Raw genomic sequence first — 15586 nt, forward strand, 5'->3', positions numbered from 1 at the left:
GTATGCCTGTTCGGGCCTGCGGCTGTACGGTGCTCACCGCCGCTCAGCGCAACGCCGTTGCCTCGATTCCGAGAAGCTCGTTGAACGCGCGTTCCCCTTCTGGGGTCACCCTGACCGCCCGTTCCGAGCCGATGCGTTCGCACCAGCGCGCGTCCAGGGCGCGCCGGCACAGGGCCGCGCCCGCGGTGCCCGCGAGGTGGGGGCGGCGTTCGGTCCAGTCGAGGCAGGCTCGGGTCAGGGGTCGGCGACCGGCGCGGTCGAGGTCGATGCCCGCCGTGGCGAACCAGCGCAGCCCGGCGTCCGTGAGCGCGAAGCCCGTGTCCTGGCGCAGCAGCCCCCGCCCGGTCAGCGCGTCGGTGAGGGCGATGCCGAGCCGTCCGGCGAGATGGTCGTAGCAGGTCCGGCCGCGTGCCATCGCGGACCCGGCACCCGACTCGCGCAGCGTGCGCGGGCGTTGAGCCGCGGCCGGCCCGACCTGGGCGGCCAGGTCCTCGACGAGCTGGGCCACACCGGCGTCGGCCAGCCGCACGTAACGATGCCGGCCCTGACGCTCCTCGGTGAGCAGCCCGCCGGCCACGAGCTTGCCCAGGTGCTCGCTCGTCGTCGACGCGGCGACCCCGGCGTACCGTGCCAGCTCCCCGGCGGTCCACGCCCGCCCGTCCAGCAGCGCCAGCAGGAACCCGGCCCGGGTCTCGTCCGCCAGCAGCCCGGCCAGCGCCGCGAGACCGGACGCCAGGCCCGGTGCCCGCGCGCTCCTCGCATCCCTCGTGCTCATGGGCCCAGCATGCGGTACGCACATTTCGGCGCCCACCGAAGTGTGCGCGCGGCGGAAGGGCGGCCCGGCTCTCTACTGCGGTCGCCCGAGCTGCTCGTACTGCTGTGCCAGCCCGTCGAGCAGTGCCGTCAGGCCGGTCTCGAAGGCGCGCTCGTCGATCTTCTCCTGCTGATCGGAGAGGAGGTGGGCCTGGCCGAGATGGGGGTAGTCGGCCGGGTCGTACGCGCTCTCGTCGTCCACGAAGCCCCCGGCGAAGGAGCCGAGCGCGGAGCCCATGATGAAGTACCGCATCAGCGCGCCGATCGAGGTGGCCTGGGCGGGCGGCCAGCCGGCCTCGACCATCCCGCCGTAGACGGCGTCGGCGACCCGTAGGCCCGCTGGTCGACGGCCGGGACCGAGGGCCATCACCGGAACGATGTTCGGATGGTCGCGCAGCGCGGCCCGGTAGGAGACGGCCCAGTCGTGCAGCGCGGTACGCCAGTCGAGGGCGCCCTCGCCCCCGTCGCCACGCTCGAACATCGACAGGTCGACCAGCCCGCTCACCGAGTCGGCCACCGCCTCCAGGATCTGGTCCTTCGTGCGGAAGTGGTTGTAGAGGGACGGCCCACTGACGCCAAGTTCGGCGGCGAGCCGTCGGGTCGACAGGGCGGCCAGTCCTTCCGTGTCCACCAGCGCCCGTGCCGTCTCGACGATCAGGTCGGTGCTGAGGAGGGGCTTGCGCGGTCGGGCCATGGCGCACATAGTAGGGCTGCGGCTTTAAACTAGCAGTGCTAATTTAAATGCGATCCTATGAGGTGGGGCCCGTCATGAACCTGGAACTGAGCGAGGAACAGACCGCCGTCCAGCGGCTCGCCCGGGACTTCGTCGACCAGGAGATCACCCCGAACGTCGTCGCCTGGGACCGCGCCGAGAACGTCGACCGGTCGATCGTGAAGAAACTCGGCGAGGTCGGCTTCCTGGGGCTGACTGTCGACGAGGAGTACGGCGGCTCGGGCGGCGACCATCTTTCCTACTGCCTGGTGACCGAGGAACTCGGCCGCGGGGACTCCTCGGTGCGTGGAATCGTCTCCGTGTCCCTGGGGCTGGTGGCCAAGACCATCGCCCACTGGGGGAGTGAGGGGCAGAAGCGCCAGTGGCTGCCCGGGCTCACCTCCGGTACGTACGTCGGCTGCTTCGGGCTGACCGAGCCGGGCACCGGGTCCGACGCGGGCAACCTCACCACACGGGCGGTGCGTGAGGGCGAGGAGTACGTCGTCAACGGCACCAAGATGTTCATCACGAACGGCACCTGGGCCGACGTCGTCCTGCTCTTCGCCCGCTCCACCGACGCCCCGGGCCACAAGGGCGTCTCCGCCTTCCTCGTGCCGACCGACACCCCCGGACTGACCCGCCGCACTCTCCACGGCAAGCTCGGGCTGCGCGGTCAGGCCACCGCCGAACTGGTCTTCGAGGACGTCCGTGTGCCGGCCTCCGCGATGCTGGGCCCTGAGGGCAAGGGCTTCTCCGTGGCCATGTCGGCGCTCGCGAAGGGACGGATGTCGGTCGCCGCCGGGTGCGTCGGGATAGCCCAGGCCGCCCTCGACGCGGCCGTCCGGTACGCGGGGGAGCGTGAGCAGTTCGGCGGGCCGATCGCCCGGCATCAACTCGTGCAGGAGCTGATCAGTGACATCGCCGTGGACGTCGACGCGGCCCGGCTGCTGACCTGGCGGGTCGCCGACCTGATCGACCGGGGTCTGCCCTTCGCGACCGAGTCCTCCAAGGCCAAGCTCTTCGCCTCCGAGGCAGCCGTCCGCGCCGCGAACAACGCCCTCCAGGTGTTCGGCGGCTACGGCTACATCGACGAGTACCCGGCGGGCAAGCTCCTGCGCGACGCCCGCGTGATGACCCTCTACGAGGGCACGAGCCAGATCCAGAAACTGCTGATCGGCCGCGCGCTGACGGGCGTATCGGCCTTCTGAGTACGTTCCTGAGTATGTCGACGGATGTGGCGCGGGCCACGTCCGCCGATTCTTGTCCCCATGAGTGAGAGACCCGTCCAGCAGCAGAGCACGGCGGCCTTCTACGGTCAGGCCGTCGCGTCCTTCGGAATCGCCCTGGGGGCGACGGCCGTCGGTATCTTCCGGTTGCAGGCCGACGCCTGGGTGCGCGGCTTCCTCGGTATCGCCGTCCTGTATCTGGTGACCTCCGCCTTCACCCTGGCCAAGGTCATCCGGGACCGCCAGGAGGCGGGCCAGATCGTCAGCCGGGTCGACCAGGCCCGCCTGGACAAGCTGCTCGCCGAGCACGACCCCTTCGAGCACCGCTGATCACGAAGGCGCGGATCTCCCGGGCCCCTGACCGGGTGCGCTAAGCGCCCGCTCACCCGCGGCGGTAGAGTAAGGGCTCACTGTCGGCGAAAGGGGCGAACGGGCGATGAGTACGGCGGAGCAGACGGCCGGCGGCGAGGCGGCGCCCTGGGGTGAGGTGACCCCTGACGCGGCCCGGCGGCTGCTCATCGCCGCGGTGGAGGCCTTCGCGGAGCGCGGCTACCACGCGACGACGACCCGTGACATCGCGGGCCGCGCGGGCATGAGCCCGGCCGCGCTCTACATCCACTACAAGACCAAGGAAGAGCTGCTCCACCGGATCAGCAGGATCGGCCACGAGAAGGCCGTCGACATCCTGCGGACGGCGGCACAGACCGAGGGCACCGCTACCGAGCGGCTGGCCGAGGCCGTCAGCTCCTTCGTCCGCTGGCACGCCGGGGGCCGCACCACCGCCCGGGTCGTGCAGTACGAACTCGACTCCCTCGGCCCCGACGCCCGCGCCGAGATCCTCGCGCTGCGCCGCCAGTGCGACGCCGAGGTGCGCGGAATCATCGAGGACGGGGTGGAGGCGGGCGAGTTCGACGTGCCCGACGTGCCGGGTACGACGCTCGCCGTGCTGTCGCTGTGCGTCGACGTGGCCCGTTGGTTCAACGTCAACGGTTCGCGTACGCCGGACGAGGTCGGCGCGCTCTACGCCGACCTCGTGCTGCGCATGGTGGGGAAGGGCGGGCCGGTCTCACCGGCTCACAGGTAGTACCGCGACACCGACTCGGCGACACACACCGGCTTGTCGCCGCCGTCGCGCTCCACGGTGAAGCCGACGGTGACCTGGACGCCGCCGGGGACGTCGTCCACGCCGTTGATCGTGGCGGTGGCGCGCAGGCGGGAGCCCACCGGCACGGGCGCGGGGAAACGCACCTTGTTCGTCCCGTAGTTGACGCCCATCCTGACGCCCTCGACCGTGATCAGCTGCGGCCCGAACAGAGGCAGCAGCGAGAGGGTCAGATAGCCGTGCGCGATGGTGGTCCCGAAGGGGCCGGCCGCCGCCTTCTCCGGGTCGACGTGGATCCACTGGTGGTCGCCGGTGGCGTCCGCGAACAGGTCCACGCGCTTCTGGTCGATCTCCAGCCAGTCGGTGTACCCCAACTGCTCACCGACCGCCGCCTTCAGCTCGTCCGCGCCCCTGAAGATCCTCGGCTCTGCCATGTCCCGGCCTCCTCGCCACTGTGCCATCGCATTGTGTCGCACTATCTCTAAGCAACTGCTTAGCATGGTGGGCCGTGGACCCCCTGTCAACGGACTGCGGTCCGAGTGGGGTGGGTAGGGTTCGAGGGGTGCCCCAGATTCCCGAGAAGATCCATGAACTCACGGTCGGCCAGCTCGCCGCCCGCAGCGGCGCCGCCGTCTCCGCCCTGCACTTCTACGAGTCCAAGGGCCTCATCACCAGCCGCCGCACCTCGGGCAACCAGCGCCGCTACAGCCGTGACGCGCTGCGCCGGGTCGCCTTCGTCCGGGCCGCGCAGCGCGTCGGCATCCCGCTCGCCACGATCCGCGAGGCGCTCGCCGAGCTCCCCGAGGAACGCACCCCCACCCGGGAGGACTGGGCCCGTCTCTCCGAGCACTGGCGTTTCGAACTCGACGAGCGCATCAAGCAGTTGAACCGGCTCCGGGACCATCTCACCGACTGCATCGGCTGCGGCTGTCTGTCCCTGGAGGGCTGCGTCCTCTCCAACCCGGACGACGCCTTCGGCGAGAGCCGGGCGGGCTCCCGCCTCATGGTGGAGAGGAACGGCGCCGGTCCGGCTACTCGTACTCCGTCCCGCCCTTGCGCGTCAGATACGCCGGACTGACAGCCTTGGCGATCGCCCTGCCGCCGGTCACCGGGCTGTACCGCTCGACGGCCGGCCGGATCACCACACCCTCCCGCAGATGCAGCTCCCGCCCGGACACCGTCTCGCGCCCGCTCGCGATCTCCAGGACCCGCTCGACGTCGTACGGACCCTCGTAGAGCCTCGGTACGAGCGGCAGCCGGCCCTCCAGCAGCTCGGCCGCGTCCAGCCAGCGCACCTCCCCGTCGACCTCCACGGACACGTCGAACACGGCGTACCCCAGCGTCTCGCGCCGCCCGTCCGCGCCGTACGTCAGGTCCTGTACGCCCGCTCCGTACACCTCGCCGAAGATGCCGACCCGGCGCGCGCCGAGCCGCTCGGCGAGGCGGGCGGCGGTCTCGGCGACGCCGTGGGCGGTCACCGCACGCCAGTACAGATTGCGCGGGTCCTCCTTCAGGGCGAGGGACTTGGCGCCGAACCCCTTCGAGGAGACCTGGGTGCGTTTCCCGTCGGCGAGATAGGTGAGCAGGCAGGCCGAGCCGTGCAGCTTCTCGGTGAGGACGACCGGCTCGCCCGGCGTGAAGATGTCGGGGTAGCGCTGGATGTTCTCGATGTCGACCCAGCTCAGCAGGTCGGGCGCGGACTCGACTTCGCCGTTCATGGTGGGCGGGATCGGCGGCACCCACTTGACGACGCCCAGCCGCTCCGCGAAGTCGGTGCGTTCGGCGGCGGCCCGCGTCAGGTCGACGCCGTCGAGCGCGCGGGGGCGGCAGACGATGCCCTGCGAGAGCTCGCCGCGCAGCCGTACCGCCTTGACCCGGTCCGACTTGCTCCCCGCCAGCCGTCCGGTCAGGCCCAGCTCTTCGACCAGTTCGGCCGGCAGCACGGACTGCTCGGGGATGTACACGGCCGTGTCGCCGGTCCGGTACACGCCCTTGGCGACGACGGCGCGGTACAGGCCCACCTGGGCCAGTTCGAGTGCGTCGGCGTTGGGGTGCGGGTGGATGGTGAGGGTTTCGGCGGTGACGCGCAGCGTCGACATGGGTGGCTCCTCAGTGGGGTTTCATCGTCGCCAACTCTCCTTGGGGGAAAGGGGTGGAGCCATGGGTTTTGTCTGTGCTATGGGCTCCGCCGGGTGCGGGGTTTCGTCTGCGGGTTCGGTGGGGGCTGGTCGCGCAGTTCCCCGCGCCCCTAAAAGACGCGCAGTTCCCCGCGCCCCTGAAAGGCCGCGCGGTTCCTCGCGCCCCGAGAGGACCGCGCGGTTCCTCGCGCCCCGAGAGGACCGCGTGGTTTCTCGCGCCCCTAGAGGACCGCGTGGTTCCTCGCGCCCCTGGAAGATCGCGCGGTGTTCGATTGGGGGTGCGGCATCCCCGGCGCACCCCCGCCGTGTTCAGGCCGACGCCAGTAGCAGTCGTCCGCGCCTGGACTCCGCCAGGGCCTCGGGGGTCAGTACAGGGCGTGGCACCACGATGCCGCACTCCGTGCAGACCGGACCCGACGACGGCTCATGGGCCAGGTCGTACTTCCAGGTGAGGCGCTCCCCGTCGCACACCGGGCACACCGAGCCCGGGTCGCGCTCCAGGGCGGCGATCAGCCGTCGCAGCACCTCGGCCAGCGGTTCGTGGGGGTGGACCCCCGGGTCGTCGCACCAGGCCACCCCGAACCCACCCCAGGTCAGCCGATGCCAGTCGTCCACGCTTCCGGGCCGGCGCAGCCCGTCGAACTTCTCCTTCTTGCGGCGCTTCGCGAACTCCACCTCGTAGGCAAGCCAGACCGAGCGCGCTTCCTCGAGCTCCTCCAGTGCGGCCACGAGCCGCGCTGGATCGGGGGACCGGTCCTCCGGTCCGAACCCCGCCCGGGAGCACAGGTGGTCCCAGGTCGCCCGGTGCCCGTAAGGGGCGAACCGCTCAAGGCACTTACGGAGCGAATACCGCCGCAGTGCCAGATCGCACCGCGGGTCCCGCACCTGTCTCGCCAGACTCCGGAAACCGGCCATCGCCTTGCACCTCCGTCACATCTGCACCTGTACTTCGGTCACTTCGGCGTCGTCGAACGGACGTCGCCGAATAGACGTATCGACAAGCGATTCGGCTCCATCTGTTTTCCGATGACGGCCAAACGCCGCTCGCCGGGCCCCCTCGGGACCGACGTCAACGGCCTTAAGCCGTCCGCCGGACCACCCTTCACGGTTACCTCCCGCACCTGTCGGACCTCTGTGCAACACCTGTTGAGCACGGCGCCGGACCACGTTTGCTTCCAGCGCCTCGAAGTGCCCCCGCACTCCCCAACGCAATTCCTGTACCACGTTGTTCAAAAGTGACGCATGTTCATCTTCAATCGCGGGGATACCGGCGGTAACCTCTGGCCCACTCCGTTCGGAGTGGCCCACCCCCCGGTCCGGAGGAGCTGCCATGTCACGGCGCACCCCAGGCAACACCGTCGATAGAACCTTCGACAGACTGAGAACTCCCGGCGGACTCTTCGGGTTCCTGAAGACCGCAGCCGTATGCACGCTCATCGCAGGTCTTTTGTCGCCTCTTTCCCCCATGTCCCCGGCGACCGAGGCCCACGCCGCAGCGTCCAACGACTACTGCGGAGCCCAGTGTTCCGACATCCTGCCGCCCGGCCAGAACGGCAACGCGACCCTCGCGCAGATCCTGCTCAACCAGGCCTTCGGGTCCCAGCCGGACCACGCCGAGGACCAGCTCGCGCCCTATGCCAACCTGGCCACGGGCTACTCCGGACTCACCAACGCGACCATCAACAACTTCTTCAACGACGCCTCGTTCGGGGTCCCCGCCGACCAGGTCGCCTCCACCCTCGCGCCGGCCGGCCGCACCGACGTGACCATCGTCCGTGACAAGAAGACGGGTGTGCCGCACATCACAGGCACCACCCGCTACGGCACCGAGTTCGGCGCCGGGTACGCGGCGGCGCAGGACCGCCTCTGGCTGATGGACGTCTTCCGGCACGTCGGACGCGGCCAGCTCACCCCCTTCGCCGGCGGCGACCCCTCCAACCAGGGCCTCGAGCAGGAGTTCTGGCGCCACGCCCCCTACACCGAGGCCGACCTCCAGGCCCAGATAGACAACGCGGTCGCCACCAACGGCGCCCGCGGCCAGCAGGCCCTCGCCGACGTCAACGCCTACGTCGCCGGCATCAACGCCTACATCGACGCCTCCGACAGCGGCCGTTACTTCCCCGGCGAGTACGTCCTCACCGGCTGGAAGGACTCCGTCACCAACGCGGGCACCATCCAGAAGTTCAAGGCCACCGACCTGGTCGCGCTGGCCTCGGTGATCGGCGCGCTCTTCGGGTCCGGAGGCGGCGGCGAGGTCAACAACGCGATCTCACTGATGGCCGCCCAGTCCAAGTACGGCGTCACCGAGGGCACCAAGGTCTGGGAAGCCTTCCGCGAACGCAACGACCCCGAGGCCGTTCTCACCGTCCACAACGGCGAGAGCTTCCCGTACGCGACCCCGCCCGCCGACCCGCAGGGCGAGGCCCTGCCCGACGCGGGCACGGTCGCCGAGGAACCGATGGTGTACGACCGTACGGGCAGCGCCGCCACCGCGACCGCGACCAGCACCACCAGCACGGCGACGGCCACCGCCCTCACCTCCGCCAAGCGCGGTATGTCCAACGCCCTGGTGGTGAGCGGCGCCAAGACGGCCAGCGGCCACCCGATCGCCGTCTTCGGCCCGCAGACGGGCTACTTCGCCCCCCAGCTGCTCATGCTTCAGGAGATCCAGGGCCCGGGCATCAGCGCACGCGGCGCCTCCTTCGCGGGGCTGAGCATGTACGTCGAACTCGGCCGTGGCCAGGACTACGCCTGGAGCGCGACGACCTCCGGGCAGGACATCATCGACTCGTACGCGGTCGAGCTGTGCCAGGACGACGTCCACTACCTCTACCACGGCACCTGCACCGCGATGGAGAAGATCGAGCAGACCAACGCCTGGAAGCCGACCACGGCCGACGGCACGGCAGCCGGCTCCTACCGGATGCAGGTCTACCGCACCAAGTACGGCCCGGTGAGCCATCGGGCCACGGTCGGCGGCAAGAAGGTCGCCTATACCACCCTGCGTTCCTCCTACATGCACGAGGCCGACTCGATCATCGGCTTCCAGATGCTCAACGACCCGGACTACGTGAAGAGCCCGGCGACCTTCCAGTCCGCCGTGCAGCACATCAACTTCACCTTCAACTGGTTCTACGCCGACTCCACCCACACCGCGTACTACAACAGCGGTGACAACCCGGTGCGCGCGAGCGGAGTCGACGCCGAGTTCCCGGTCTGGGCGCAGTCCGCGTACGAATGGCGGAACTGGAACCCGACGACGAACACCGCCGACTACACGCCGGCCTCCGCCCACCCCAACTCGGTCGACCAGGACTACTACATCTCCTGGAACAACAAGCAGGCCAAGGACTACACCACCGCCTCCTGGGGCAACGGTTCCGTCCACCGCGGCAACCTCCTCGAGGACCGGGTCAAGAAGCTCGTCGCGGCGGGCGGAGTGACACGGGCGCAGCTGGTGAAGGCGATGGCCGACGCCGCGCTCGCCGATCTGCGGGCCGAGGACGTGCTGCCGAAGCTGCTGCGGGTCATCAACAGCTCGACGGTCACCGACACCACGGCCGCGGCGGCCGTCAGCAAGCTGTCCGCGTGGGTGACGGCGGGCGGCAAGCGCACGGAGACGTCGGCGGGTTCGAAGACGTACGCCAACGCCGACGCGATCCGCATCCTCGACGCCTGGTGGCCGCTGCTGGTGCAGGGCGAGTTCCAACCGGGCCTCGGCAACGACCTCTACACCGCCATCACCGCCAACCTCCCCGTCGACGAGGCACCCTCGGCCGCACACGGACCGACCGGGGCGCACGCGGGAAGTTCCTTCCAGTACGGCTGGTGGAGCTACGTCGACAAGGACATCCGGGCGATCCTCGGTGACCCGGTGCAGGGCGGGCTGACGCAGAAGTACTGCGGCGGCGGCACGCTCAGCGGCTGCCGGGACGTCCTGATCAGCACCCTGAAGACCGCGGCGGGCAAGACGGCCGCCCAGGTCTACCCCGGCGACACGCTGTGCGCGGCGGGCAACCAGTGGTGCGCCGACTCGATCGTCCAGCGCACCCTGGGAGGCATCAAGCACTACAACATCAGCTGGCAGAACCGGCCGACCTACCAGCAGGTCGTCGAGTTCACCTCACACCGGTGACAGCTGATGACTGACAGCCGGTAACGGCTGGGGTGTTGCGGCGGCGGGTCAGTGGATACGGCCCGCCGCCAGCACCAACCGGGCGAGTTCCGGGTGACATATGTCGCTGTGGGCTCCCGACGGGGGCCCACCGCGCTTCACCACGGCCGCCGCGTCCACGTTCACGCATCCGTCCGCCGGCAGCCTCGTCGGCTCGAGAGCGTCCGCGAGCGTCAACCTGACGGTACCCGGTACCGCCTGGACGCCGTCGTGGCCCATTGCGCCCCACTCCGGTCCCAGCGCCTCCGCCACATCGACGCCCGCGAAGGACCGGTCGGCGGCGAGCACCCCCTGACTGTCGTGCGCCATGCGCGAGGCCAGCGGATAGAACGTGCCGAGCGCCCCGTCGAACCTGGAGTAGCAGCACACCACGGGCCCGTCGACACGCTTCTGCCGGCCGTGCAGCGCCCCGCCCGTACGCGGTTCGTGCGGCAGCCGCTCCGCGAACGCGTAGTGCGAGAAGGCCCCTTGGAGCAGCGTCAGCGACTTCACCGTGCTCACCCCCGCAGGCAGCCCGCGCAGCGCGAAGGACACGAGCCGCGCGCCGAAACTGTGCCCCACGAGATGCACCCGCACCCCGGGCGCCGCCTCGGCGAGCTGCCCGATCAGTGGACCGAGCCCCCGCTCCCCGACGGTTCCTGCCCGCCGCTTCATCGCGTAGTACGTGGCCTGCCGCAACAGTTCCTTCCCGCCCTCCCAGGGATTGGGCAGCTTGGGCAGCTTGGGCAGCGCGAACTCCGCGACAGGGTTCGGGGGTTCGTTCCCGGTCAGGGCCAGGGCGAACTCCTCGCAGACCTCCGCCGTGCTCCTCGCGAACATCTCGGGGTCGCCGTCCGGCTCGCCGTCCGTGCGCAGGAGGTCCGCCGCGAAGCCTGTCTGCGGCGTCTCCGGCTCCACCTCGACCAGTAGCCGCACCAGCCCCCCGAACTCCTCCAAGGCCCTGTCACCCTCCGGCTGTTGCTCCAGCAGCCGGGCGATCTGCTCGACGACCGTGGCCCGCCCGGGGAAGGTCTCGAGCAGTGCCTGCCGGGTGTCCTTGTCGAGCCCGGACCCCTCGGTCGCCCCTGGCAGGGCGGCGGTGGCGGTGGTGATCGCGGTCGTCGACCGTGGGAAGTCGGGGATCGGCTCGTCCGTGAAGCGCATCGACGGCCACACCACACCGACATAGCCGATCCGCGCGGTCGCGGGCGCGAACGCCGGGACCTCCGAGAAGAACCTGCTGTAGAGCCCGGTCGCCGTCGACCGGTCGTTGTTCCAGCCGTGCGCGAAGACGATGAGATCACGGACCTGACGAGGCCCCACCTCCGTGAACAGCCGGTCGCGTCTGCGCGCGTCGGTGTCGCCGTCCGCGTCGAACGTCAGCTCCCAGTAGGGAGAAACACTCATTTCCTGTTCCGCCATGACATACCCCGTCCCCCGTGGTGTTGTCTGATGTGGGGCGTATCGTCCCGCTGCCGGGCGGAGTTGGCCATACGTCACGCTCACTTGTAGATGAGGTATTTCTTCCGTGTGCGCCTGAACTCCGCCAACTCCTCGTGCCAGGCCGCCACGACCTCGTCGGTGTCCGCGCCCGCGTCGATCATCGTGCGCACGAGAGTGGAGCCGGTCAGCTTGTCGATCCAGTTGTCGGAGCGCCAGGCGAAGCCGCTCCAGACCCGCTTGGCGGTCACCAGCAACCCGACTCCGGTACGCACCGGGTCGTAGGCCGCCCGGTCGTGCACATGGAGCTGTACGCCGCCGATGGTCTTCCCCTGGAACTTGGAGAAGGTCGGCGCGAAGTACGCCTCCCTGAAGTGCACACCGGGCAGCCCGAGCCGCTCCGCCGCGACGGCCCACCGCCGGTCGATGCCCTCGGCGCCGAGCAGCTCGAACGGCCGGGTCGTACCGCGCCCCTCCGACAGGTTCGTCCCCTCGAAGAGACACGTCCCCGAATACACCAGCGCGGTGTCGGGCGTCGGCATGTTCGGGCTCGGCGGCACCCAGGGCAGCCCCGACGCGTCGTAGAACTCCGACCGCCTCCACCCCGACATCAGTACGGCGTTCAGCTCCACCGGCGCGGCCAGGAACTCCCCGTTGAACAGCCGCGCCAGCTCCGCCACCGTCATCCCGTGCGCCTGGGCGATCGGCTGCCGCCCGACGAACGTCGCGAACTCCCGGTGGAGCACGGGCCCTTGGGCCGCCCGTCCGGTCACCGGGTTCGGCCGGTCCAGCACCAGGAAGGGTTTGCCGGCGAGCTGGGCCGCCTCCATGCAGTCGTACAGCGTCCAGATGTAGGTGTAGAAACGGGCGCCCACGTCCTGGATATCGAAGATGACGATGTCCACGCCGGAGGCGGTGAACACGTCGGCGAGCGGACGGCCGCTCTTGAGATACGTGTCGTAGACGGGGAGACCGGTCGCCGGGTCGTCGTAGCGGCCCTCGGAACCACCGGCCTGCGCGGTACCCCGGAAGCCGTGCTCGGGGCCGAAGACGGCGGTCAGGTTCACCCGGTCGTCCCCGTGCATGACGTCCACGATGTGGCGGACGTCCCGGGTGACGCCGGTGGGGTTGGTGACGAGGCCGACCTTTTTGCCGGTGAGAGGTGTGTAGTTCTTGGCGGTGAGGTTCTCGAAGCCGGTGCGGAGTTGTCTGGGGCGGTGTTGGGTGGGGGTTGCTCCGCAGGACGCGAGGGATGCGGCTGCTGCGGTGGTTGTCAGGAGGCCGCGTCTTGACAGGGGCATGGGGGTTCCCTTGGTGAGGCGGTTCGGGTGGTAGTGGCACCGTATGTGCTTCCGCCGGTGGTTCGTAGGGTGCGGACTGGTTGTGGCTTGTCGCGCAGTTCCCCGCGCCCCTCAGGGGGTGGCCGTACCCCTTTCTTGCTACATACCGACCGGTTAGTCTGGGCGGGCGTTGGAGCCGTGTCGTGTCGAAGGGGACCGATCGTGGGTGTCGTGCAAGGGGCCGGAGTCGTCGTCACCGGAGCCGGGGGTGGGATCGGGGCCGCCCTGGCCCGGCGGTTCGCCGCCGAAGGGGCGCGGGTTGTCGTGAACGACCTGGACGCCGCCAAGGCGGAGGCCGTCGCCGGGGAGATAGGTGGGATCGCGGTGCCCGGGGATGCCTCCGGGATCGTTGCCGAAGCGCGGGCCGCCCTTGGTGGGACCGTCGATGTCTACTGTGCGAACGCCGGGCTCGCCTCGGGTGGGTCCGAGGCGGCCGAGGAGAAGGTCTGGGAGCTCGCCTGGGACGTGAACGTGATGGCGCACGTCCGAGCGGCCCACGAGCTGCTGCCGGAGTGGCTGGAGCGGGGCAGCGGGCGTTTCGTGTCCACCGTGTCCGCCGCCGGGCTGCTCACCATGATCGGCGCGGCGCCCTACAGCGTGACCAAGCACGGTGCCTACGCCTTCGCGGAGTGGCTGTCGCTGACGTACCGCCACCGAGGGGTCAAGGTGCACGCCATCTGCCCGCAGGGCGTACGTACGGACATGCTGGCCGGCACCGGCAGCGCGGGTGATCTGGTGCTCACGCCGACCGCGATCGAGCCCGAGGCGGTCGCGGAGGCGCTGTTCGAGGGGATCGAGGGGGACCGGTTCCTGATCCTGCCGCACCCCGAGGTCGCCGAGTACTACCAGGCGCGGGCCGCCGACCCCGACCGCTGGCTGACCAACATGAACCACATCCAGCAGAAGTGGGAGGCCACCCGATGACCGACTCCGATACCGAGCTCAAGGCCGACGCCGGCTCCCGGTACGCGGATAAGCCCTGGCTGGGTCTTCTCGACGAGGTCCAGCGCGGGCCGGTCAGCCCGGACGCCTCGCTCGTCCACGCGCTGCGCCGGACCGCCGCCGAGGTCCCGGACCGTACCTTTCTCGCCTACTTCGACGGGCGGCTCAGTCACCGCGAGGTCGACGAGCTGAGCGACTCCGTCGCCGGATACCTCGTCACCCGGGGGCTGGAGCGTGGCGACCGGGTCGCCGTCCTGCTCCAGAACTCGCCGCTGTTCGTCCTCGCCGTGCTGGGAGCTGGGAAGGCGGGCGCGACCGTCGTCCCGGTCAACCCGATGTACAAGTCGGGGGAGGTCACGCACGTCCTGCGGGACGGTGAAGTGGCCGCGCTGATCTGCTCCGACCGGGCCTGGGAGTCGTACCTGAGGGAGACGGCCGCGGACTCTCCGGTGCGGATCGTGCTCACAGGCTGCGAGCTGGACTTCCAGAGTCGTGGCGACACGCGCGTGCTCGCGTTCGAGCGGCTGCCGCAGGCCCCGGACGCCGAGGACCTGACCGCGGTCGCCCGGTACGGGCACCAGGCCCCCGACGGGCGCGCTCCGCGCCCCGACGACCTCGCGCTGATCAGCTACACCTCCGGCACCAGCGGCGCCCCCAAGGGGGCCACCAACACCCACGCCAACATCATGTACAACGCGGAACGGCAGCGGACCGGCCTCCCGCTGCCCGAGGCGCCCGTGTACTTCGCGATGGCGCCCCTGTTCCACATCACCGGCATGGTGTGTCAGCTCGGTGCGAGCCTGAACAGCGCGGGCACGCTGGTGCTGGCCTACCGCTTCGAGCCGGGTGTCGTCCTGGACGCGTTCGCCGAGCACCGCCCCCACTACACGGTCGGGCCGTCGACGGCCTTCATGGCCCTGGGCGCCCATCCGGCCGTCACGCCCGACCACTTCTCGTCCTTCCGGCACATCTCCTCCGGCGGCGCCCCGCTGCCGCCCGCCCTCGTGGAGAAGTTCCGGGCCGGCTTCGGCCCGTACATCCGCAACGGCTACGGACTCACCGAGTGCACCGCCCCCTGTGCCTCCGTACCGCCGGCCCTGGAGGCCCCCGTGGACCCGGTCTCCGGCACCCTCGCGGTGGGCGTGCCGGGCCCCGACACCGTCGTGCGGATCGTCGACGAACAGGGAGCCGAGGTCCCGTTCGGGGAACAGGGCGAGATCCTCGTCCGGGGGCCGCAGGTCGTGCCCGGCTACTGGCGGCTCCCGGAGGCCACCGCGGAGACCTTCCCGGACGGGGAGCTGCGCACCGGTGACATCGGGTTCATGGACGCCGAGGGGTGGCTGTACGTCGTCGACCGGAAGAAGGACATGATCAACGCGTCCGGCTTCAAGGTGTGGCCGCGTGAGGTCGAGGACGTCCTGTACACCCATCCGGCGGTACGCGAGGCAGCCGTCGTGGGTGTGCCCGACGGGTACCGCGGGGAGACCGTGAAGGCGTACATCAGCCTGCGCCCGGGTGCCGAGGGGGACCCGGACGCGCTCGCCGCGTACTGCAAGGAGAGACTGGCCGCGTACAAATACCCGAGGCAGGTGGAGATCCTGCCCGACCTGCCGAAGACGGCGACTGGAAAGATCCTCCGTCGGGAACTGCGTTCCCGGTCGACGGACTCTCGGTAAGCGACCTCGGTGAGCAGCTCAGTGGAACGTGGGGAAGGCTGGTG

14 protein-coding genes are annotated in these 15586 nt (G+C 70.1%); 7 read left to right on the plus strand and 7 right to left on the minus strand.

The annotated features are described in order from the left end of the window. Positions 1-43: 43 nt before the first annotated feature. Together PV396_RS23480 and PV396_RS23485 are read right to left on the minus strand one after the other, a co-directional pair. Positions 44-775, minus strand: a complete 732-nt coding sequence (locus tag PV396_RS23480) for a winged helix-turn-helix domain-containing protein (protein ID WP_319207588.1) — start codon at positions 773-775, stop codon at positions 44-46. Between the two features lie 72 nt (positions 776-847). After that, positions 848-1507 carry a TetR/AcrR family transcriptional regulator gene (locus tag PV396_RS23485; protein WP_319207590.1) on the minus strand — a complete coding sequence of 220 codons (660 nt, stop codon included), beginning with the start codon at positions 1505-1507 and terminating at the stop codon, positions 848-850. 74 nt (positions 1508-1581) lie between these two features. Here PV396_RS23485 and PV396_RS23490 point away from each other — a divergent pair, with 74 nt between their 5' ends. The 3 genes from PV396_RS23490 (at position 1582) to PV396_RS23500 (ending at position 3835) form a co-directional block, all read left to right on the plus strand. Continuing rightward, positions 1582-2733, plus strand: a complete 1152-nt coding sequence (locus PV396_RS23490) for an acyl-CoA dehydrogenase family protein (RefSeq protein ID WP_319207592.1) — start codon at positions 1582-1584, stop codon at positions 2731-2733. Between the two features lie 60 nt (positions 2734-2793). After that, positions 2794-3081 carry a YiaA/YiaB family inner membrane protein gene (locus PV396_RS23495; protein ID WP_319207593.1) on the plus strand — a complete coding sequence of 96 codons (288 nt, stop codon included), beginning with the start codon at positions 2794-2796 and terminating at the stop codon, positions 3079-3081. Between the two features lie 106 nt (positions 3082-3187). Then, positions 3188-3835, plus strand: a complete 648-nt coding sequence (locus PV396_RS23500; protein WP_319207595.1) for a TetR/AcrR family transcriptional regulator — start codon at positions 3188-3190, stop codon at positions 3833-3835. Here PV396_RS23500 and PV396_RS23505 read toward each other — a convergent pair. After that, entirely contained in the window at positions 3826-4287 is a 462-nt protein-coding gene (locus tag PV396_RS23505) for a MaoC family dehydratase (protein WP_319207597.1), read from the minus strand. The genes PV396_RS23500 and PV396_RS23505 overlap by 10 nt on opposite strands. A gap of 128 nt (positions 4288-4415) precedes the next feature. Here PV396_RS23505 and soxR point away from each other — a divergent pair, with 128 nt between their 5' ends. Continuing rightward, positions 4416-4931 (plus strand): redox-sensitive transcriptional activator SoxR, encoded by a 516-nt coding sequence (soxR, locus tag PV396_RS23510; RefSeq protein ID WP_319207599.1) that lies wholly within the window; start codon positions 4416-4418, stop codon positions 4929-4931. Here soxR and PV396_RS23515 read toward each other — a convergent pair. Together PV396_RS23515 and PV396_RS23520 are read right to left on the minus strand one after the other, a co-directional pair. Then, complete coding sequence (locus PV396_RS23515; protein ID WP_319207601.1) at positions 4885-5952, minus strand: RNA ligase (ATP); 1068 nt, start codon at positions 5950-5952, stop codon at positions 4885-4887. The two genes, soxR and PV396_RS23515, sit on opposite strands and share 47 nt — an antisense overlap. A 348-nt stretch (positions 5953-6300) precedes the next feature. Further along, positions 6301-6906: a hypothetical protein gene (locus tag PV396_RS23520; protein WP_319207604.1), complete on the minus strand. Its 606-nt coding sequence runs from the start codon at positions 6904-6906 to the stop codon at positions 6301-6303. 415 nt (positions 6907-7321) lie between these two features. Between PV396_RS23520 and PV396_RS23525 the strand changes: the two genes are divergently transcribed. Next, positions 7322-10126, plus strand: a complete 2805-nt coding sequence (locus PV396_RS23525; RefSeq protein WP_319207606.1) for a penicillin acylase family protein — start codon at positions 7322-7324, stop codon at positions 10124-10126. Positions 10127-10174: 48 nt separating this feature from the next. Here PV396_RS23525 and PV396_RS23530 read toward each other — a convergent pair whose 3' ends face one another. Both PV396_RS23530 and PV396_RS23535 read right to left on the minus strand, forming a co-directional pair. Beyond that, positions 10175-11566 carry a serine-threonine protein kinase gene (locus PV396_RS23530; protein ID WP_319207608.1) on the minus strand — a complete coding sequence of 464 codons (1392 nt, stop codon included), beginning with the start codon at positions 11564-11566 and terminating at the stop codon, positions 10175-10177. Between the two features lie 80 nt (positions 11567-11646). Next, complete coding sequence (locus PV396_RS23535; protein WP_319207609.1) at positions 11647-12885, minus strand: DUF1343 domain-containing protein; 1239 nt, start codon at positions 12883-12885, stop codon at positions 11647-11649. A 198-nt stretch (positions 12886-13083) separates the two neighbouring features. Between PV396_RS23535 and PV396_RS23540 the strand changes: the two genes are divergently transcribed. Both PV396_RS23540 and PV396_RS23545 read left to right on the plus strand, forming a co-directional pair. Beyond that, on the plus strand, positions 13084-13848 hold the full coding sequence (locus PV396_RS23540) for an SDR family oxidoreductase (RefSeq protein WP_319208407.1): 765 nt from the start codon (positions 13084-13086) through the stop codon (positions 13846-13848). After that, a complete protein-coding gene (locus PV396_RS23545) occupies positions 13845-15542 on the plus strand; it encodes a class I adenylate-forming enzyme family protein (protein WP_319207610.1) in 1698 nt (565 codons plus the stop codon). The genes PV396_RS23540 and PV396_RS23545 overlap by 4 nt, the downstream gene beginning before the upstream one ends. The last annotated feature ends 44 nt before the right edge of the window (positions 15543-15586 follow it).

This window comes from Streptomyces sp. ME02-8801-2C (assembly GCF_033793965.1).
In the GTDB taxonomy this organism is placed as follows: domain Bacteria; phylum Actinomycetota; class Actinomycetes; order Streptomycetales; family Streptomycetaceae; genus Streptomyces.

Excerpts from the sequence above, each read along its gene's own strand:
- PV396_RS23480 (WP_319207588.1), bottom strand. The coding sequence starts at position 775 with ATGAGCACGAGGGATGCGAGGAGCGCGCGGGCACCGGGCCTGGCGTCC.
- PV396_RS23485 (WP_319207590.1), bottom strand. The coding sequence starts at position 1,507 with ATGGCCCGACCGCGCAAGCCCCTCCTCAGCACCGACCTGATCGTCGAG.
- PV396_RS23490 (WP_319207592.1), top strand. The coding sequence starts at position 1,582 with ATGAACCTGGAACTGAGCGAGGAACAGACCGCCGTCCAGCGGCTCGCC.
- PV396_RS23495 (WP_319207593.1), top strand. The coding sequence starts at position 2,794 with ATGAGTGAGAGACCCGTCCAGCAGCAGAGCACGGCGGCCTTCTACGGT.
- PV396_RS23500 (WP_319207595.1), top strand. The coding sequence starts at position 3,188 with ATGAGTACGGCGGAGCAGACGGCCGGCGGCGAGGCGGCGCCCTGGGGT.
- PV396_RS23505 (WP_319207597.1), bottom strand. The coding sequence starts at position 4,287 with ATGGCAGAGCCGAGGATCTTCAGGGGCGCGGACGAGCTGAAGGCGGCG.
- PV396_RS23515 (WP_319207601.1), bottom strand. The coding sequence starts at position 5,952 with ATGTCGACGCTGCGCGTCACCGCCGAAACCCTCACCATCCACCCGCAC.
- PV396_RS23520 (WP_319207604.1), bottom strand. The coding sequence starts at position 6,906 with ATGGCCGGTTTCCGGAGTCTGGCGAGACAGGTGCGGGACCCGCGGTGC.
- PV396_RS23525 (WP_319207606.1), top strand. The coding sequence starts at position 7,322 with ATGTCACGGCGCACCCCAGGCAACACCGTCGATAGAACCTTCGACAGA.
- PV396_RS23530 (WP_319207608.1), bottom strand. The coding sequence starts at position 11,566 with ATGGCGGAACAGGAAATGAGTGTTTCTCCCTACTGGGAGCTGACGTTC.
- PV396_RS23535 (WP_319207609.1), bottom strand. The coding sequence starts at position 12,885 with ATGCCCCTGTCAAGACGCGGCCTCCTGACAACCACCGCAGCAGCCGCA.
- PV396_RS23545 (WP_319207610.1), top strand. The coding sequence starts at position 13,845 with ATGACCGACTCCGATACCGAGCTCAAGGCCGACGCCGGCTCCCGGTAC.